21 protein-coding genes are annotated in these 17,168 nt (G+C 67.2%); 15 read left to right on the top strand and 6 right to left on the bottom strand.

Going from position 1 to position 17,168, the window contains the following annotated elements; genetic code table 11:
* Nucleotides 1–2: 2 nt before the first annotated feature.
* Together ACYR7D_RS20930 and ACYR7D_RS20925 are read right to left on the bottom strand one after the other, a co-directional pair.
* Nucleotides 3–1,007 carry a transcriptional regulator gene (locus tag ACYR7D_RS20930; protein WP_459546229.1) on the bottom strand — a complete coding sequence of 335 codons (1,005 nt, stop codon included), beginning with the start codon at nucleotides 1,005–1,007 and terminating at the stop codon, nucleotides 3–5.
* 167 nt (nucleotides 1,008–1,174) lie between these two features.
* Nucleotides 1,175–2,050 carry a helix-turn-helix domain-containing protein gene (locus tag ACYR7D_RS20925; RefSeq protein ID WP_459550229.1) on the bottom strand — a complete coding sequence of 292 codons (876 nt, stop codon included), beginning with the start codon at nucleotides 2,048–2,050 and terminating at the stop codon, nucleotides 1,175–1,177.
* Nucleotides 2,051–2,419: 369 nt separating this feature from the next.
* Here ACYR7D_RS20925 and ACYR7D_RS20920 point away from each other — a divergent pair, with 369 nt between their 5' ends.
* From ACYR7D_RS20920 to ACYR7D_RS20905, 4 genes are all read left to right on the top strand, one after another.
* Entirely contained in the window at nucleotides 2,420–2,677 is a 258-nt protein-coding gene (locus tag ACYR7D_RS20920; protein WP_459546228.1) for a hypothetical protein, read from the top strand.
* Nucleotides 2,678–2,756: 79 nt separating this feature from the next.
* Entirely contained in the window at nucleotides 2,757–3,251 is a 495-nt protein-coding gene (locus ACYR7D_RS20915) for a DUF2599 domain-containing protein (RefSeq protein ID WP_459546227.1), read from the top strand.
* Nucleotides 3,252–3,268: 17 nt separating this feature from the next.
* Complete coding sequence (locus ACYR7D_RS20910) at nucleotides 3,269–3,928, top strand: SDR family oxidoreductase (RefSeq protein ID WP_459546226.1); 660 nt, start codon at nucleotides 3,269–3,271, stop codon at nucleotides 3,926–3,928.
* A 121-nt stretch (nucleotides 3,929–4,049) separates the two neighbouring features.
* Nucleotides 4,050–4,415 (top strand): hypothetical protein, encoded by a 366-nt coding sequence (locus tag ACYR7D_RS20905; protein ID WP_459546225.1) that lies wholly within the window; start codon nucleotides 4,050–4,052, stop codon nucleotides 4,413–4,415.
* A gap of 56 nt (nucleotides 4,416–4,471) precedes the next feature.
* Here ACYR7D_RS20905 and ACYR7D_RS20900 read toward each other — a convergent pair whose 3' ends face one another.
* On the bottom strand, nucleotides 4,472–5,359 hold the full coding sequence (locus ACYR7D_RS20900; RefSeq protein ID WP_459546224.1) for a helix-turn-helix domain-containing protein: 888 nt from the start codon (nucleotides 5,357–5,359) through the stop codon (nucleotides 4,472–4,474).
* Between the two features lie 83 nt (nucleotides 5,360–5,442).
* Nucleotides 5,443–5,661 (bottom strand): DUF397 domain-containing protein, encoded by a 219-nt coding sequence (locus ACYR7D_RS20895; RefSeq protein ID WP_459546223.1) that lies wholly within the window; start codon nucleotides 5,659–5,661, stop codon nucleotides 5,443–5,445.
* 351 nt (nucleotides 5,662–6,012) lie between these two features.
* Between ACYR7D_RS20895 and ACYR7D_RS20890 the strand changes: the two genes are divergently transcribed.
* The 3 genes from ACYR7D_RS20890 to ACYR7D_RS20880 all read left to right on the top strand — a co-directional run bounded on the left by ACYR7D_RS20890 (nucleotide 6,013) and on the right by ACYR7D_RS20880 (nucleotide 7,830).
* A complete protein-coding gene (locus ACYR7D_RS20890; protein ID WP_459546222.1) occupies nucleotides 6,013–6,810 on the top strand; it encodes an SAM-dependent methyltransferase in 798 nt (265 codons plus the stop codon).
* 232 nt (nucleotides 6,811–7,042) lie between these two features.
* Nucleotides 7,043–7,297, top strand: a complete 255-nt coding sequence (locus ACYR7D_RS20885) for a hypothetical protein (RefSeq protein WP_459546221.1) — start codon at nucleotides 7,043–7,045, stop codon at nucleotides 7,295–7,297.
* A 98-nt stretch (nucleotides 7,298–7,395) separates the two neighbouring features.
* A complete protein-coding gene (locus tag ACYR7D_RS20880; RefSeq protein ID WP_459546220.1) occupies nucleotides 7,396–7,830 on the top strand; it encodes a CBS domain-containing protein in 435 nt (144 codons plus the stop codon).
* Nucleotides 7,831–7,876: 46 nt separating this feature from the next.
* Here the strand turns inward: ACYR7D_RS20880 and ACYR7D_RS20875 are convergent, their stop codons facing one another.
* Complete coding sequence (locus tag ACYR7D_RS20875) at nucleotides 7,877–8,293, bottom strand: pyridoxamine 5'-phosphate oxidase family protein (protein ID WP_459546219.1); 417 nt, start codon at nucleotides 8,291–8,293, stop codon at nucleotides 7,877–7,879.
* Nucleotides 8,294–8,405: 112 nt separating this feature from the next.
* On the opposite strand from ACYR7D_RS20875, the gene ACYR7D_RS20870 reads away from it, so the two are divergent.
* From ACYR7D_RS20870 to ACYR7D_RS20855, 4 genes are read left to right on the top strand one after another with little or no spacing between them, the layout of a single operon-like run.
* A complete protein-coding gene (locus ACYR7D_RS20870) occupies nucleotides 8,406–9,743 on the top strand; it encodes an aminotransferase class V-fold PLP-dependent enzyme (protein ID WP_459546218.1) in 1,338 nt (445 codons plus the stop codon).
* Nucleotides 9,740–11,059 carry a heavy-metal-associated domain-containing protein gene (locus ACYR7D_RS20865; RefSeq protein WP_459546217.1) on the top strand — a complete coding sequence of 440 codons (1,320 nt, stop codon included), beginning with the start codon at nucleotides 9,740–9,742 and terminating at the stop codon, nucleotides 11,057–11,059. Before ACYR7D_RS20870 ends, ACYR7D_RS20865 begins: the two co-directional genes overlap by 4 nt.
* On the top strand, nucleotides 11,020–12,519 hold the full coding sequence (locus ACYR7D_RS20860) for an alanine racemase (RefSeq protein ID WP_459546216.1): 1,500 nt from the start codon (nucleotides 11,020–11,022) through the stop codon (nucleotides 12,517–12,519). The genes ACYR7D_RS20865 and ACYR7D_RS20860 overlap by 40 nt, the downstream gene beginning before the upstream one ends.
* Nucleotides 12,516–13,835 carry a pyridoxal-phosphate dependent enzyme gene (locus ACYR7D_RS20855; RefSeq protein WP_459546215.1) on the top strand — a complete coding sequence of 440 codons (1,320 nt, stop codon included), beginning with the start codon at nucleotides 12,516–12,518 and terminating at the stop codon, nucleotides 13,833–13,835. Before ACYR7D_RS20860 ends, ACYR7D_RS20855 begins: the two co-directional genes overlap by 4 nt.
* A gap of 10 nt (nucleotides 13,836–13,845) precedes the next feature.
* Here ACYR7D_RS20855 and ACYR7D_RS20850 read toward each other — a convergent pair whose 3' ends face one another.
* Nucleotides 13,846–14,553 carry a phosphatase PAP2 family protein gene (locus ACYR7D_RS20850; RefSeq protein ID WP_459546214.1) on the bottom strand — a complete coding sequence of 236 codons (708 nt, stop codon included), beginning with the start codon at nucleotides 14,551–14,553 and terminating at the stop codon, nucleotides 13,846–13,848.
* A gap of 169 nt (nucleotides 14,554–14,722) precedes the next feature.
* Here ACYR7D_RS20850 and ACYR7D_RS20845 point away from each other — a divergent pair, with 169 nt between their 5' ends.
* The 4 genes from ACYR7D_RS20845 to ACYR7D_RS20830 are packed head-to-tail and all read left to right on the top strand — an operon-like array spanning nucleotide 14,723 to nucleotide 17,166.
* Nucleotides 14,723–15,346 (top strand): TetR/AcrR family transcriptional regulator, encoded by a 624-nt coding sequence (locus tag ACYR7D_RS20845; RefSeq protein ID WP_459546213.1) that lies wholly within the window; start codon nucleotides 14,723–14,725, stop codon nucleotides 15,344–15,346.
* Nucleotides 15,347–15,396: 50 nt separating this feature from the next.
* Complete coding sequence (locus ACYR7D_RS20840) at nucleotides 15,397–15,624, top strand: hypothetical protein (RefSeq protein WP_459546212.1); 228 nt, start codon at nucleotides 15,397–15,399, stop codon at nucleotides 15,622–15,624.
* A 25-nt stretch (nucleotides 15,625–15,649) separates the two neighbouring features.
* Nucleotides 15,650–16,756 (top strand): SPFH domain-containing protein, encoded by a 1,107-nt coding sequence (locus ACYR7D_RS20835; RefSeq protein ID WP_459546211.1) that lies wholly within the window; start codon nucleotides 15,650–15,652, stop codon nucleotides 16,754–16,756.
* 26 nt (nucleotides 16,757–16,782) lie between these two features.
* A complete protein-coding gene (locus ACYR7D_RS20830; protein WP_459546210.1) occupies nucleotides 16,783–17,166 on the top strand; it encodes a cold-shock protein in 384 nt (127 codons plus the stop codon).
* Nucleotides 17,167–17,168 lie beyond the last annotated feature (2 nt).

Below are 17,168 nucleotides of genomic sequence, written 5' to 3'. Positions count from 1 at the left end.
GTTCATGCCGCCCCCGGTTTCCCCGGCCGCAGCCGGCCCCCGGTCCCCGCGGCCGGCTGCAATCTGCGCAACCGCGCCGCTCGAGGCCTATCGCCGTCCGCCTCGATCGCACGGTCCTCGGTGATCCGATACAGGCCCGGAGGCCGGCCCGTAACGCAGAGATGGTCCAACACCTCTTGAGCGCGACCGGCGAGCTCCGGGATCTCCGCGGTCGGGCCCGAGGTGACCGCGGCGGTCGGCTGGACCTCCGCCGCCTCCGCCACCAATTGCAGCACCTCCGCACTCATCACCCCCGCACCCGCCCGCCCGTGGTCGGCCCGGGGTGATTCCAGTGGAATGAGCACTGTGCCACCGTCCGCACGCAACAATGACAGCGACCGGGAACCGAGAGGTCTGCCCAGCGCTGCCTGCACCCGGCGCAGCTTCCGGCGGGCCGCCGACACCGCGCCCGGCCCACCCGCGTCCTCCTCCGCATGCGGCGGAAGCGCCAGCGCCACAATCTGATAGGCCGGTGCCACGCGGATACCGGCCCGTTTCGCCAGCGCGGCCACACCGTGGCCGCTCAGCAGGGCGACCACCATCGTCTGCGCGGAAGTCTGATGCTCACGTGCGACGATGCGGTGCTCGTCGAGGTAGGCGGCCGCGACCGCGGTGGTCACCACCTCCACGACCCGTGCCACCAGCCGGGCAGCGTCGACCACAGCGGGGCCGGATCCGCGCGCGGCCAGGAATTCGAGCCCGTCGCGAGCCCCGTCGTGGCATGCGGTCAGTACGGTTTCCAGCGCTACGCCCTCACACGCCCAGCGTGCGGCGGCCTCGAGAACCGTGAGCGGCGCCGCTACGGGCGCGTCGGGCGCCGGAGCCAGCTCCCCCGCCACTTCGGCGAGACAGCGCCGGACCGTAGTGGTCACCTCCGGCGTTCCCGTATATCCGTCGGAGCGTCGAAGATGCGCTACGAGTTCGTTTTCCAGATCGGTATTTCCGGAGCCGGCCTTACTGCCCACCATAACTACCGAAGAGTAACCATCGGCGGTGGCACTCCCAGGCGATCACTTCCGAGTCCGGACAGTTCATCAGCGAGCGAGCATCGGATTGGGTTCGATCACAAGAAGATAACGAGCCGCATGCCGGCAGGACGGTGCCGCCTCATAAAGGCCGCGGATACGACGGAGTCTCAGTGACCCATCCGGCCGGGTTCCCGGCGCGCCGGCTGATCGAGGACCCGCGGCTGCCGACGACGCAGCGCCGAGAGCAGACCGGGTGTGTACTCCGGCGGCGCCGCGTGCACCGACAGCTGGTTGGCAACCGCCCGGTACGCATCCAGGTCGGCTTGTTTGTCCAGGTACAGCGCTCCGGTGAGCTGCTGCAGGTAGACGATATCGGGAAGATCGGCCTCGGCGAACCGGAGATAGGTGAAGGCGCCGTCGGCCAACGCCGGGCCACCGACATGATCGGCCAGTATCTGCACGGTGATATGCGGTTGCTCGGCCACCGCCAGCAGCTGATCCATCTGAGCCCCCCAGACCCGCGACCCACCGATACGACGGGTCAGAGCCGCTTCCTCCACGATCAGCCAGAGATGCGGCGGGTGCGCCCGGGTCAGAATATGCTGCCGGCGCATCCGCAGCGCCACCCGCCGGTCGATGGCGTCTTCCGGCGCTCCCGGATGCGCGAGAGTCAGCAGAGCGCGCGCGTACTCGGGAGTTTGTAGCAGCTCCGGTACCGCACGCGGTTCATAACAGCGGATCACCTGCGCCGCCTGCTCCAGCCCCAGGTACATATCGAACCATTTGGGCAGCCAGTCGTTGTCGCGATGCCACCATCCGGAGGTGTTCGCCTGACGAGCCAGTTGCTGGAACGCCTCCAATTCCTCGGCGTCGGTCACCCCGTACAGCTCGAGGAGATCCACCAGATCCCGCTCCCGGATACTGGTGCGGCCGAGCTCGAGCCGGCTGATCTTAGAATCGGATCCGCGAATGTGGTCACCGGCCTGCTCCCGAGACAGCCCGCTGGCCTCGCGCAACCGCCGGAGGCGACCACCGAGCACCATACGCAATACGGTGGGCCCGCCCTCCACCGTGGACCCCGACCCGGTCGAGGCCTTCGTCTCCGCCCATCGCATCCCAGAAGCAGCACCCATTATTCGAGTTTCGCATGGAAGCGGTACCGGAGACCAAATGAAACACTCGTGGCGCGAACGACATTCACGTCCGATCGCTCACCACGCCGACCCCGGGACCGGCGGTGATACGGCAGGGAACCGGACCGCACCGCGCCCACGTCCGCCGGTCCGCATCCATCGTGAAACCCCCCGAGGCGGGCCATCGGGACCTGTGAATTCCCCAGAGCCATCACCGGAACATGTTCTCACCCATGGTCTGAACCTACTGTTACACACAACGGCGTCTACGGTGACGCTGTGCGGAAGGAGAAGCGGATCTTGGACGCCACGACACCCGCCACAGCCGACAGCGCCTCCGATACGCTCACCCGACGGGTAACGGTCTACTTCGAGGGGACCACCCCGGGCAGGCCGCTCGTCCTGGAATACGCCGCCACGCATACCGAAGCCTGGGAGTTCACCTCCGCCGCCGCGCACCGGGGACTCACCGTCACCGTGGACAACGAGATCAGACCCGGGTTGCGCCGTCTACCCTGCCACAGCCTGTGGCGCTGAACCACCGGGGCCACCGCACCCTCTAGGCTCGGGTGCGGCCGGTACGAGAAACCGGCGGAACCGAGCCCAGGAGCGTGGTATGCCGATCGACCCGACGGTCCGCGCTCTCGGCATATTCGCGGTTCTGACCGCCTTCCTGTCCGGGTGCGGTAGCCCCGCGCCGCACGCTCCGCCGGCGAGGGCACCCGCGCCGGCCACCACCCCGGCCACCGCCGGGACGAGTACCGCGGCGCATACCCCGGTGCCGGCCATCGATCCCCATGCGGGCCTGCCGTTGATCGACCATATCGAATGGACCCACAACGCCGACGGCTCCCGGCTCCTGGTGTATCCCACCGAGGCCGGGCGCGCGACCACCTTTCCGGGCGCCGACCTGCGGGCCTGGGCGGAGATACGCGCTGCGGACCCCACCGCCGCCACACCGGGTATGTGGGAGCAGTTCCGCTGCCACTGGGAGTGGGCCCGGCTCGTGGCCCCGGACAAACCCACCTGGAACCTGGAACCGTGGCGACCGCCGGTGGGATACGACGCGACCGTCGAAGCCGCCTGCAATCCCGGCGGCCCCGAACGCTGAGACGAAAGGAAACCCGAATGCGTATCGTCATCGCCGGCGGGCACGGCAAGATCGCCCTCCTGCTCGCCGAACTGCTCACCGGGCGGGGACACAGCGTCATCGCGCTGATCCGCGATCCCGCACATGCCGGGGAGGTCTACGCGACCGGCGCGGAACCGGTGGTGCTCGATCTGGAGCACGCCGTGGTCACCGACCTCGCCGCGACCGTACAGGGTGCGGACGCCGTGGTTTTCGCGGCAGGCGCCGGACCCGGCAGTGGGGCGGCCCGTAAGTACACTGTCGACCGCGACGGTTCGGTACTGCTCGCCGAAGCCGCTCAGCAGGTGGGAACCCGTCGCTTCCTGCAGATTTCGGCCATGGGCACGGGCCTGCCGCCGGCGGCGGGCACCGACGAGGTGTGGGCCGCCTATCTCGATGCCAAAACTCAGGCCGAGGACGATCTGCGCGCACGCGACCTGGACTGGACCATCCTGCGCCCGGGCCGGCTTCTCGATACCCCCGGCACCGGAACCGTCACCCTCGCCCCACCGCGGCTGGAGCGCGGCGATATCCCGCGCGCGGACGTCGCCGCGGTACTGGCCGAACTGCTCGAGGCGAACCATACCGTCGGCCGGACCGTGGAACTCGTCTCCGGTGATACGCCGATCGAAGCGGCCGTCGCGGCACTGGCGAACTGACGGACGCTCTCGAAATCCGTTCGGAGACAAGAATCGATCGTGCAGATGTACTTGCATTTGAAAGCACTCCCGGCCTAGACTCTTCCCACACCCCTATCCAGGGGAACGCAAGGGAGGCCGCGTGAGTGAGCCGATATCGACGTTCGCCGGTGGTTTACTGCCACAGCTGCGAGACAGCCCGGTGAGCACGACTCGTCTCGGTAGCCATTCGGCCACCATCGATCCCGCCCCGATCGGCAAGCCGGCGAACGGTATTGATATGAGTACATTCGGCGTCCACCAGGGCCGCACCCTCAGCGATTCGACACGCGAGACCGCCGTCGAATTCGTCATAGACGCGATCGAGTCCACCGGCGCGGCCACTCGTGATGATTTCGATATAGAACAGATCGTCACCACGGCGCACGCCCTCGCCGACGATTGGGACTTCCGGTGCCTGCAACCGGATACATTCTGGCGGGTGGCGTCGACCTTCATCCGGGCCTGAGCACAGCATCGAACCACCGGCTCGATATCGAGCCGGTGGTTCGGTGTTCTCCGGTGCTACAGACCCTTGGTGTAGTCGGCGATGATCCTTCGCGATGCTTCCGGCGGTGCCGCCTGCACGCTCAACCGGTCCATCACCGACAGGTAGAGCGCCAAATCCTCACGCCGGTCCAAATACAAAGCGCTCGTCAACTGTTCGAGGTAGACGATATCGGGTAGTTCGGCTTCCGCGAAGCGGAGAATGGTGAAAGAACTTCCCGCCGCGGCATGTTCGCCCGCGGAGAACGGGACCACCTGGATCGTCACATTCGGCAACCGGGTCAGCTCCAGCAGATGCTCCATCTGCGCCCGGTGCACCCGCGCCCCGCCGACCGGCCGGTGCAGGGCGGCTTCGTCGATCACCGCCCATATCACCGGGGGATCGGCGCGGTGCAGGATTTCCTGCCGGCGCTGCCGGAATGCCACCCGCCGATCGGTATCGGCATCCTGGTAACCGAGAGTCACCACCGCCCGGGCGTAGTCGGGGGTCTGCAGCAATCCGGGCACCAAATGCGATTCATAGGTACGGATCTTGCTCGCCGCCTGCTCCAGGCCCAGATACGTACCGAACCAGGATGGCAGCAGATCACCGTAGCGATGCCACCATCCCGGCTCGTTGGCTTTACGCGCGAGTTCGAGAAAGCTTTCCCGTTCCTCGGAATCGGTGACGCCGTACAGCGTCAGCAGATCCCGGATATCCCGCTCTTTGAAACTCGTCCGGCCCAGTTCGAGCCGGCTGATCTTGGCATGGGAGCCGCGGATCGCATCTCCCGCGGCTTCTCGAGTGATCTTCTTGCTCTCACGTAGTTTTCGTAATTGGCCACCGAGCGCGATACGTAGAACCGTAGGGCCACGTTCCGCCTCAACGGGTTGCACGCCGCCACGTTTCTCGGGCTCTGCGATCATGGAGTCGTCTCCGCTTTCGGGTTAACCCACGGTGCGCCACTCACCAGCCCAGTGCGCACCACGCCGACGGCCCATCGTACCCCTCAGCCCGCCAGGTCGTCGAACTCTCCCGCTTTGGCTCCCTGGAGGAAGGCTTCGATCTCGGGTCGCGTGTAGTAGAGCACGCCGCCGTCGGGGAAACGCGAATTACGCACCGCGACCAGGTTGTTGGTCGCCTCCGCGAATTCGACACAGTTTCCGCTCGGATTACTGAAGGTGCTCTTCCGCCAGGTTCCGATCACCTGATTGGTTTCTTCCGACATAGAACCCACTCCTTGCTCATGGTCGCTGACGCCACTGTCGCATACCGTCGGTCCTTACAGATGCACTCGCAGGTGTTCTTGCATCTGCACCGACATCGAGACGATAGCACGAAGTTCGCCAGAGCGCGTCCAAGGGCTCCGGGGGCGGCTCGGGCGTACCGCATACCGGCGACAGCGTTTCCGAAACCCGCCGGTACCTGCCCGAACAGACCCGGCACGCCATGGCGGCCACCGACCCGCCAGCCCCCGGATCTTGTACTGTCGCAGTGCGACATCGGTTCGACCGGCTCTCGGGAGACGGGTACCGATCACGCCCGGACACTTCCGACCACGTACGCCGAGGAGTCCGCAATGCCCGACGATCACCACCCCGCGATACGGACCGATATCCCGCATTCCGCGCGGGTCTGGAACTACTGGATGGGCGGCAAGGATTACTACGAAGTCGACCGCATCGCCGGCGACGCGGGTATCGCCATCGATCCCGAGATCACCACCATGGCCGTCGGTTCACGGAAGTTCCTCATCCGTGCCGTCCGGTTCCTCGCCGAGGAAAAAGGGATCCGCCAGTTCCTGGATATCGGCACCGGCCTGCCCACCATGCAGAGCACCCACGAGGTCGCGCAGAGCGTGGCCCCGGACGCCAAGATCGTCTACGTCGACAACGACCCGCTGGTCCTGACGCATGCCCGCGCGCTGCTCACCACCACGACCGACGAAGGCGTCACCACCTACCTCGACGCCGACTACAACCAGCCGGAACTCATCGTCGCCGATGCGCGCCACGTCCTGAACTTCACCCGGCCGCTGGCGGTGATGTTCATGGGCGTGCTCGGTCACGCCCGGTCCCGCGAAGACATGCGGCGGATCGTGCACACCGTGCTTGAGGCGGCCCCCTCGGGCAGCTACCTGGTCCTCTGGGACGGCACCGACGACAGCGACGCATACGTCCGGCTGTGCCACGACTACACCGATACCGGGGGCGCGCCCTATACCCCGCGCCCCCGGGCCGAGATCCGCACCGTTTTCGACGGCCTGGAACTGGCGGAACCGGGCTTCGTCTCGATCACACAGTGGCGACCGGACAGCGACGAGACCGGTGAGGCACGTCCGGTCTCCGCATACGGCGGCGTGGCGCGCAAGCCGTAGCTCTCGGCCGGCTCGGCCTCCGGATCCGGAAGCCGAGCCCCGGCGACGGTCGCCGAGGAAACGCCACGAGCGGGGAGCCGAAACTTCGTCTGTTGTTTGCAGATGTACTTGCATTTGTAAGCGACGAGGACATAAACTCAGCCGCACAAGAGGGGCGATACGCAGCGTTTTCTCCGGCCGATTCGCCGTCCGGACCGGTCGCCCCGTACCACCGCACGTGAGGGGCCACCGAATGATCCAGCCATTCCGAAGTCCCCACCGGAACGCGCTGGGAAGCGCCACCGGTGCCCATTCGCTCGGTTCACACCCGGAATCCCTGCGTCACTATGCGGCGCCGGACGCCGGTAGCGATTGCAACGCCGAACCCCCGGTCCTGACCTACCGGCAGGCGCGCGAGATCCTGCACATCCACGATGTACACGGTCCACAGTGCCGTCAGTGGCTCGCGGCCGCCGCTTATCTTTCCGCCGGACTCGACGACGAATAGCCGCCCACCGGGGCACGTCGCGGCCGATGCCGATTCGTGCTGGCTTTCCGACGCCGGACGCGGGATTCTGGAATCCCGCGCTCATGTGGATGGTGACCATGCGAATCGCCGACATACTCCGCACCAAGGGCAGCGCCGTGACGACCATCCGGCGCGAGGCCGAGATCCGCGTCCTGCTCGCACTGCTGGTAGAGCACAATATCGGCGCTGCGGTCGTCTCGCCCGACGGTAGCCGTATCGACGGAATAGTCTCCGAACGCGATATCGTCCGTGCCCTGCACCGGCACGGCCCCGCGCTACTGGATGCCCCGGTATCCCGGATCATGACCACCGAAGTACGCACCTGTACACCCGACGACCGGGTCGACGGGCTTCGCGCCATCATGACCGAACATCGCGTACGGCACCTCCCCGTGCTCTCCGGGGGGAGGCTGGCCGGGATCGTGAGCATCGGCGACGTCGTCAAGAGCGCCCTGTCCGAGCTCACGACCGAACGCGAACAGCTGGTGGAATACCTCCAGGGCGGGTACTGAGTCCGTCGCCCCCCGAAACATCGGGCTCCCGCGCCACAGGTGCGCCTCAGCCCAGATCGGCGGACAACCAGTGCTCGGGCCGCATGAAAACCGCGACCTGCTCGCCGAACCCGACCGCCCGAGCGAGGTACTCGTCCACTTGCTCGGCGGGAAGGTAACGCGCGGCCATCTCCCGGTGCCGCGCGTCGGTGAGCGGTTCCGTCCGGGTGACCGGGCCCTCCACGCTGACGTAGCGGACCGTCGGCTCGATGCGTTCCACCATCAGAGTGAATCGCCCCGCCGCCCGGATCCGGCGCATCTTCACCGACTCCAGGCCGGTGAGCACCCACAATTCCGCACCCGGCGTGTACTGATACCAGATCGGTACCGTGAGCGGACCGCGATCCGCCCCCGCGGAGACCGAGAGCGCACCGATATGCGGTTCGGCCAGGAACATCCGGCGTTCTTCCACGGTGAGAGCCATGGGCGCATCCTAGCGCCGGCCACCGACAATTCCGGACCGGCGCCACCGGCCACTGCCACGAGGCCCGGCGAAACCGACTGCCCGGCAAGCGCACTGGGCGGAAATACCGATAATGAGTATCGTTGTTCGCAGTCCGGACGGTTCGGTGGAAGGAACGATCGCCATGGGATCATCTCTGCGCCGACCGGCCCCTTCGACCCCCACCCGTTTCGCGGCCGGCGAATCCGGCCTGCTTCCGCCGGATACGCGCGCCGCCTTCCCGGCCTTGACCACCGCCGCCGAGATCTACCTCGACAGTGCGGCGACGACGCAGAAACCGCAGGCGGTTATCGATACCGTTCACGACTACCATGCCCGGGCCACTGCCAACGCGGCCCGCGGTACCTATCCGTGGGCCACCTCCCTCACCCGGCGTATCACCGAGGTCCGCACCCGCACAGCACGTTTCATCGGCGCGGACCATCCGGACGAAATCGTTTTCACCGGTGGTGCGACGGCCGCGCTCAACGCCGTCGCGCTGGCGTGGGGACAAAGCGCCCTCCGCGACGGCGACGAGATCCTCTACAGCCCGCGGGATCACGCCGCCAATATCCACCCGTGGCACCTGCTCCGGGATACGCTGGCCGGATTCGGGCGCCGAATAGAACTGGTGCCCTATCGGGTCACCGGTGCGGGGCAAGCCGATATCGCCGATATCGCCGAGAAACTGAGCCCGCGGACGCGACTGCTCACCGTCACCCATCTGCACCATGTGTTCGGGGCGGTCACCACCCTGGAAGAAATCCGTTCGCGCATCCCCGAGCGGGTCCGGTTGTGTATCGACTGCAGCCAGAGCGGTGGTCATCTACCGGTGGACGTGACGGCGCTGGGAGCCGATTTCGCGGCCTTCGCGGCGCACAAGATGTTCGCCGCGCCCGGTACCGGTGTCCTGTACTGTCACCGCCGCACGCACTCCGAACTGCGTCCGTTCCTCCCGGGTGGTGGCACGGACGCGCAGCTCGGCCCCGGCGGTGTCACCGGAGGCCGGATGCCCGGCCTGCTGGAGGGCGGCACGCCGAACATCGCGGGCATCCTCGCGCTCGGTACGGCGCTCGAGGTCCTCGAGTCCTACGGTATGTCCGCGATCGCGGCCCACAACCGTGCGCTGACCGTCCGGTTGATCGGTGGATTACGGGACGTCCCGGGCCTGGTCTTCCTCCCCGGCCCCGCATACGACGGCGAGCACGGTGGCCACGGCATCGTCTCGTTCACCCTCGACGGGATCTCCGCGGCCGACCTCGGCTTCGTACTCGCCGAATACGGCTTCCTCGTCCGCACCGGAACACACTGCGTACCCGAGACCGCCGGTGATCCCGAGTCGGTGCGGGTGAGTACCCACGTCTACAACGGGCTCGACGATATCGACCGATTCACCGGCCGTATCCGCGCCTTGGCCGAGGAGCTGCGATGAACACCGAAACCAGTGCCCCCGTGGACACCGGCGCGGCCCGGTACGACCGCCGGGCCGCCGCGCAGGTCCTGGCCGAACTGGCCCGCCCGGGATTGTTCGCACCGCGCGAGCCCGCCCGCGATCTGCGGTTCGAGTACACCGCCACACCGCTCCGGCCCGATACGGACAGCCACCTCACGCTCTCGCAGCGACTGTATCTGGAACGCTTCATGCGGCCCTGCCGCGCCGCGGAGGTCACCTCCGCGACCCACCGGATGACCTGGACCGACAGTGCCGGGGTGCCGAATACGGGGTTCTACCGTACCGACGGAACAGGTCCGTCCATGCCGATCGCCGTACGTGAGACCGTTCTCGCCCTCTGGCGGGATATGGAAGCCGATTCCGCGCTGGCCGAGCGGATTTCGCGGCTCGGCCCCGGCGAACTCGGCGTACTCGCGGGCACCACCACCGACCACGATCCCCTCGATATTCTCCGGGTCGGTGTGGAATCCGCCGGGCGGGCCCTGGCCCAGCACGCCCTGCTGGCCGGGCAGACCCCGTACCGTACGGCTGCCGAATTCGCCCGCCGGATGCTGGATTCCGGGATATTCACCGCTGTCGCCACCCGATGGTTCTGGGAACTGCAGGCCTCCACCTACCGGCGCGGCATGATCCCAGTGACCCTGCGGGTACGACCGGACGGTTCACTGCGCTATTCCACCGGCTCCGTGGCCACTCTGCGCGCTATGAAGGAGGCCACCATCGCCGACGCCCATCGGGTGATGCACCGGGCCACCACCGAGGAGGGCTCGACCGTCGCGGAGGCGATCGCCCGCTACCACGACGACCTGGATCTGATCTCCCGGCAGTACGCACTCCTGCCCGCAGGCGAACATCCGGCGTGCCTGGCCGCGATGACACATCGGATCGACGGAGAGAATTACAGCGTGCTGCCCGTCGTGGTGCGGCGTTTCGTCGATACTTTCACCGATATCGTCCCCCGGTGCACCACCGTTGCCGTACCGGCGGCCGACCACGAAGACGATGGGCCCGTCGCCCGAGAGGATCGGGTCTTCTATGTCCCCGATATGACGTGTAAACACTGCGTCCGGACGATCGGCGGGGTGCTGGAATCCATGGATATCCGGGTGCTGGAGATCGATCTCGACGCCAAACGGGTGACAGCGGAATTCCGTAGCCCGCGCAACAGGGCCCGCGCCTTCGAGGCATTACGTGACGGCGGCTACAACCCCGTTACCGACCGGCCGGGACCGCCGCCGGGAAGACCGGATCGACCATGCGACGCCACCCCTGCGACACGGCCGAGCGCACCGTGACGCCCGCGGTGGACGCCCCGCCCGCGTTACCGGCGTACTGGGACCCGCTCGTACGCGAATTCCTGGACGAGCGCGCGGCCCTCGACCGGCTACTGGACCGCTTCGGCACTCCCGTACACCTGCTGTTCCCACAGGTCTTCGAGCGGAATCTGGACCGGCTGAGCGCTGTTCTCGACGATGCGCGCGTGGGTTACCGCATCTGTTACGCCCATAAAGTGAACCGTTCCCGCGCGCTGGTCCGCACGGCGGCGGCACGGGGTATCGCCGTGGACGTGGCCTCGGCGGAAGAACTGGAATCAGCGCTCTCGGCCGGCTTCCCACCCCACCGTATCGAAGTGACCGGTCCGAAAGGCGAACCGCTGTTACGGAAATCGGCGGACGCCGGGGTGACGGTGAATGTCGACAACGAGTGGGAACTCGAGACACTGGCCGGGCTCGCCGCAACAGCCGCCCCCGTGCCCGTCCTGCTGCGGGTGAGTGGGTTCCCCGGTTCGCAGATGAGCAGATTCGGGATCCCCGTGCACCGGGTGGAACGGGCACTGGCGACGCTGGCCGGGCAGCGGAACCGACTGGATTTCCGCGGCCTGGCCTTCCACTTGGACACGGGCGAGATCACCGAACGTGTGCGGGCGGCCGAAACCTGCTTGGCCTTGCTGGAACGTGCCTACGCCCACGACCTGATGCCGTCGGTTCTGGACATCGGGGGTGGCCTGCGGCAGGTGTTCACCGCCGACGTGACCCGGTTCGACGAATACACACACCGCCTACGCGCCGCGCTCGCCGGATCAGGGAGCCGCATGAGCTGGGGTGACAACACCTTCGGTTACCACGTGGAAGGTAGTGCGGTACGCGGTACACCGGTGTTCCACAAGTACGCCAATACCGTTCCCGCCACGGATATGCTGGCCGAATTCCTCGCCGCGCCGTTGGAGCGGCACGGTGGGCGCAGTATCTCCCGGGTGATCGCCGACAACCTGCTCGACCTGTGGCTGGAACCGGGCAAAGCCCTCGCCGACCATACCGGGCTCACGGTGGCCGGCGTCGAGTTCGTCAAAGAGGCCGCCGACGGCGCCCTGCTCGTACACGTGGATCTGAGCCGGGACACGGTGACCCCGGCCGATCAGGAAGTGATGGTCGATCCACTGCTGTTGGCGGGCCGGACGCCGGCTCCGGAAGCGGAACCGGTCGGGGCTTTCCTGGCCGGCCGGTTGTGCCTCGAGCGTGATCTCATCAGTACCCGTACGGTCCGGCTGCCGTGGCGGCCGCGGCCCGGTGATCTGCTGGTTTTCCCCAATACGGCGGCCTACCACATGGATTTGTCGGCAGCGATGGCCGCTATGCACCCGCTACCGGAAAAAGTGGCTGTTCACCAGCGTGACGGTCGCTTCCGGACAACCCCCGACGCCGAGTACCGGCCAGCGCACCCCGGCACGGGGTCGGACACACCCGAGGTTTCGTGACGATCTACCGGCACATCACCGAACTGATCGGTGATACTCCCCTGCTCCGCCTCGATCCGGCCGTGCACCGGCTCGACGGCGTCGAACTCTACGCCAAACTGGAATCGCAGAACCCGTTCGGTTCGGTGAAGGACCGGGTGGCCTGGGCCATGTTGCGGGACGAACTCGAAACCCTGCGCGCCGAGGACCGCACACTGATCGAGGCCTCCAGCGGGAACACCGCCAAGGCGCTGCGGATACTCGGGGCGATCCACGGGATCGGTCTGCGCGCCATGACCAACCGGATCAAGGTGGGTGAGGTACGGGATCTGCTCCGCCTGTTCGGCACCGAGATCGTCGAACTACCCGGCCTGTCGGAATGCCCGGACCCGACCACACCGAACGACGTCTACGCCGCGATCGATGCCGCCCTGGCCGCCGAGCCGGGCCGGTTCCGGCATCTGTCGCAGTACACGAGCGAAAAGAACATCGCGGCGCATCACGACGGGACCGGCCGCGAGATCCACGACGACCTCACCGCAGCGGGAATCGAGCGCATCGATTACCTGTTCGGTGGTCTGGGTACCACCGGATCGACCCGCGGTACGGGAACCTATCTCCGGAAATACCATCCCGAACTGCGCACGGTCGCGGTGGTGTCGGAGCGTAGCGATTTCATTCCGGGTATCCGCTCGGAACGGGAGATGTGGGAAGTGGGCCTGTTCCAGCCGGATTTCTACGATGAGATCGTCACCGTGGAATCCGGTCCGGCGATAGAGGCGACCCTCGAACTCGCCACCGGTCACGGGGTGCTGGCCGGTCCGACCAGTGGCGCGGCCTACGCCGCCGCGCGCGAGGTGCTGGGCCGGCCCCACCGGGGCGGGGCACCCGTGGTGGCGGTGATCATCATCTGTGATCGGCTCGAGCCCTATCTCTCCTATATCCGGCAGCGCCGCCCCGAATTGTTCGGCCGTACCGGTGAGCACATCGCGCCGGAGCCCACGGAGATCGCCGCCGCTCCCCTGCTCACACCGGCCGAGCTGGCCGAACTGGCCGCCACCGAACGGCCGGTCGTGGTCGACACCCGGGGTGCCATGGCCTATCGCATCGCGCATATCCCGGGCGCCGTCAACATCCCCGACGACCAGCTCACCGCGCTGTTCGCGCACGGCACACCGTTCTCCCGGACACACCCGGTGGTTTTCACCTGCCCCACCGGCGATATCTCCCGGCGCTTCGCCGCGACCGCACGCCGTACCGGGCATACCGCCTACAGCCTCGACGGGGGTGTAGCGGGATGGCGTGCGGCCGGGCTCCCGTTGGAACGAAATGGTTGAGAACCCGTTCTCAACCGCGGCCGCTGCCCGGCGCTCCGGCCCGCAGGGGCGGAACGGAGGCACCGGCCCCGGGCGCCCGGCCGTCCGGCCGCGACAGCGGATATCCCGCAGCACCGCGCAGCAGAGCCCCGAGAACGACGAGTAGCGCGCCGCACAACCAGCCGACGAGCACATCCGTGGCCCAGTGCACACCCAGGTAGATCCGGGACAGCCCCACCAGTACGACGAACACCAGTGCGCTGCCGACGACGACGTGGGCCGTCCTGCGATGCCCGGTCCGCACCCAGTACAGCATGGCGAGCACGCCGAGCACGGCCGCCGAGCCGACGCTGTGCCCGGAGGGAAAAGCCAGCTCACCCACCGTGACCAGTCGATCGGCGGCCGGGGGTCGGTGCCGGCCGACCGCATGTTTCGACACGGGTACCAGCACTGCCGCGGCAGCACCCACCCCCGCGACCAGCGCGAAATCGGCCCGCCGGCCCCGCCACAACAGGAATCCGCAGGTGAGGACGGCAAGCGTCCACATGGCCACCGACCCCCCGGCATGGGTGACAACGGTGGCGATCGTGGTGAGCGGTTCGCCACGCCGATCGAGAACTCCTTCGTGTACCGCGTGATCGATCCCGGAAGAGACACCCGCCACCACGAGTCCGGTGATGGCCGCAACCACTGTGAACAGCATCAGAGCAAGCAGGACCACATGCTCCACGATAGCCATCCACCGCCCCTCCACCGCTGTCCGCGACTACCGGGCACGCGCGACCACCCCGACGGCCGGCGCGGGAGCTGCCCCGCCACCACGCCGGAAGCCCGGCACCCGGACCGGCACTGCCGTCACGGTCCCACGGTGTACCGGGACACCGAGCGCGGCACACTACTGTGGACGGGTGCATGCAGATCAGCGATCGGACGACGGCGGACCTCGGATCTGGGGTGGTACCACGCTTTCGGAACGGAAGCAGGCACGACGCGAAGCGCTCCTCGAGGCCGCGCTGGACCTGATCGGTGAGTCCGGCGCGGCCGGGGTCACCATGCGAGCCGTATGCCGCCGGGCCAACCTCACCGATCGCTACTTCTACGAAAGCTTCGCCAGCCGCGACGAACTGCTCGATGTGTTGTACCGGCAGGTCGCAGACGATTTCCTGGAGCCGATGACCGCTTTCGCGGTCGCCGACGACTCCTCCCGGGATCGCGCGCTCTCCGAGGCCCTGGTCGACAAAGTGCTCGAGGATCCACGTAAATCGCGGTTGTTCCTGGTGGAGCCGTATTCCAGCACCGGTCTCGGGCAGACCACCATCGCGGTGATGCCCGCGTTCACCCGGCTGATCCAGGATCACCTGTTCACCCGGATCGAAGACCCGGTACGGCGCCGGCTCGCGGCCGTCACCATGGCCAGCGGAAACGCCGGCATGTTCTCGGCTTGGCTCAACGGGTCGCTGCGCGCCGATCGCGCGGAAATCGTCGACCATCTCGTGGCCATGCTCGGCGCGTATCGCGGGCTGTATCAGTAGGGTGACGACCGTGTGTGGAAAGCGCACCGCGGCAAGGAGATCGGTGAGAATTGCACGACGAAGTCGTCGGATCGACCGGTAAGCTGATCACGCCGATCCGCGGCCCCGGGATGCTGGGAGAGGTCCTGGTGGCCGTTCGAGGGGGAACCGAGGGATACATCGCACGCGCCGCCGAAGCCATCCCGGCCGGTAGTACCGTGCTGGTCGTCGCCGTCGATTCCGGTCGCATCGCCGATGTGGTGCCCTGGATTCCTCTTGTCCCGGACCCGGCGCCGTAGCAACTGAAGACGTGAGGAGTCATACGTGCTGGGTTACCACGTACCGGATCCGGACGAGGCGATGCTGGTCAGCGGCGGTAAGAGCCGCGATGCCGCGCCCTTCCGGGTGATCATCGGCCGCGGCGCCTGGGTGGTGCCGTTCTTCCGTAAGGTTCGCTATCTGTCCCTGGCCATGTTCGAGGCCGAGATCGCCGAACGCTGCGTCACCAAACAGGCCATCGTCCTGCAGGTCCGGGCGGTCATCGCCTTCAAGGTCGCCAACGACACCGCCTCCATCGTCAATGCCGCACAGCGCTTCCTGTCCGAGCAGGAGCAGGAGATGTCGGTGCTGACCGGCCGGATCTTCTCCGGTCACCTGCGTTCCATCGTGGGTTCGATGACCGTCGAGGAGATCATCCGGGAGCGTCAGCGCCTCGCCGACGAGGTCCTGGTCGCTTCCAAGGTGGAGATGAGCAATATCGGCCTGTGGGTGGATTCCTTCCAGATCCAGTCCATCGATGACGGCGATCTGGGCTATATCTCCGCGCTCGCCGCACCGCACAACGCGGCCGTGCACCGGGACGCGCAGATCGCCGAATCGCAGGCGGCCCAGCGCTCGGCCGAGGCCGAACAGGAATCGCTGCGCAAACAGGCGGAGTACTCCCGGGAGACCTCTATCCTCAAGGCCAGCTACCAGCGCGATATCGATAAGGCCGAGGCCGAGGCGGCTGCGGCCGGCCCGCTGGCCGCGGCCCTGGCCCAGCAGGAGGTGCTGACCGCGCAGGCCGCCCAGGCTCGTAAGGAAGCCGAACTGCGTGAACAGCAGCTGCAGGCCGAGGTGGTGAAACCGGCGCAGGCCGAAGCCGACCGGGTCCGCATCCTGGCCGAGGCCGAAGCGGACCGCACCCGGATCCAGGCCGAGGCGGCGGCCTCCCACAACCGGATCGCGCTCGACCAGATGCTGATCGAACAATTGCCGCTGATCGTGGAGCAGGCCGCACGCGGACTCTCGAATGCGAATCTGACCGTCCTCAACGGCCCCGATGGGGTCGGCGAACTGCTCAACGGCATGGTCGGGCAGGGGCTCACCGTGTTCAACTCCTTGCAAAAGGCGCTGATCGCCGACAACGAGGAAAAACCGGATATAGAGTGACCGCATAAACTGCGGCGAGGAGCGGTGTGGTGGCGAGCGGGAAACTGGTGTCGTTCGACGGATCGCGGGGATTCGGTTTCATCCGGCCCGAGGACGGTGGACCCGACGTGTTCGTCCACGTCAACGATATCGGCCTCGGCGAGGACGAACTCCGCCAGGGCCGGGTGTTCGAATTCGATATCACGGAGGGGGATCGCGGTCCCAAGGCGATCAACCTCCGGGCGCCACGGGGGCACGGCCCCCGGCCGAAGCCCGTGCGGGAAGGCGCGCGGCTCACGGCCACCGAACACACCGTCCTCGTCACCGAACTGCTCCTGGACGCCTCCCCGGCGCTCACCGCCGGGGAAATCCTCGCCATCCGCGAACGGCTCACCGAATTCGCCGCCGAACAGGGCTGGATCGACGACTGACG

The sequence above is a fragment of the Nocardia sp. X0981 genome, from assembly GCF_977089955.1.
This window is presented reverse-complemented; position numbering and strand designations above follow the sequence as displayed.

Bases quoted from the DNA above. Each gene is read 5' to 3' on its own strand.
- ACYR7D_RS20910 (WP_459546226.1), top strand. From the start codon at position 3,269: ATGCGTATCGTCATCGCCGGCGGGCACGGCAAGATCGCCCTCCTGCTC.
- ACYR7D_RS20930 (WP_459546229.1), bottom strand. From the start codon at position 1,007: ATGGTGGGCAGTAAGGCCGGCTCCGGAAATACCGATCTGGAAAACGAA.
- ACYR7D_RS20915 (WP_459546227.1), top strand. From the start codon at position 2,757: ATGCCGATCGACCCGACGGTCCGCGCTCTCGGCATATTCGCGGTTCTG.
- ACYR7D_RS20925 (WP_459550229.1), bottom strand. From the start codon at position 2,050: ATGGTGCTCGGTGGTCGCCTCCGGCGGTTGCGCGAGGCCAGCGGGCTG.
- ACYR7D_RS20865 (WP_459546217.1), top strand. From the start codon at position 9,740: ATGAACACCGAAACCAGTGCCCCCGTGGACACCGGCGCGGCCCGGTAC.
- ACYR7D_RS20850 (WP_459546214.1), bottom strand. From the start codon at position 14,553: ATGGCTATCGTGGAGCATGTGGTCCTGCTTGCTCTGATGCTGTTCACA.
- ACYR7D_RS20900 (WP_459546224.1), bottom strand. From the start codon at position 5,359: ATGATCGCAGAGCCCGAGAAACGTGGCGGCGTGCAACCCGTTGAGGCG.
- ACYR7D_RS20890 (WP_459546222.1), top strand. From the start codon at position 6,013: ATGCCCGACGATCACCACCCCGCGATACGGACCGATATCCCGCATTCC.
- ACYR7D_RS20885 (WP_459546221.1), top strand. From the start codon at position 7,043: ATGATCCAGCCATTCCGAAGTCCCCACCGGAACGCGCTGGGAAGCGCC.
- ACYR7D_RS20860 (WP_459546216.1), top strand. From the start codon at position 11,020: ATGCGACGCCACCCCTGCGACACGGCCGAGCGCACCGTGACGCCCGCG.
- ACYR7D_RS20875 (WP_459546219.1), bottom strand. From the start codon at position 8,293: ATGGCTCTCACCGTGGAAGAACGCCGGATGTTCCTGGCCGAACCGCAT.
- ACYR7D_RS20880 (WP_459546220.1), top strand. From the start codon at position 7,396: ATGCGAATCGCCGACATACTCCGCACCAAGGGCAGCGCCGTGACGACC.
- ACYR7D_RS20870 (WP_459546218.1), top strand. From the start codon at position 8,406: ATGAGTATCGTTGTTCGCAGTCCGGACGGTTCGGTGGAAGGAACGATC.
- ACYR7D_RS20895 (WP_459546223.1), bottom strand. From the start codon at position 5,661: ATGTCGGAAGAAACCAATCAGGTGATCGGAACCTGGCGGAAGAGCACC.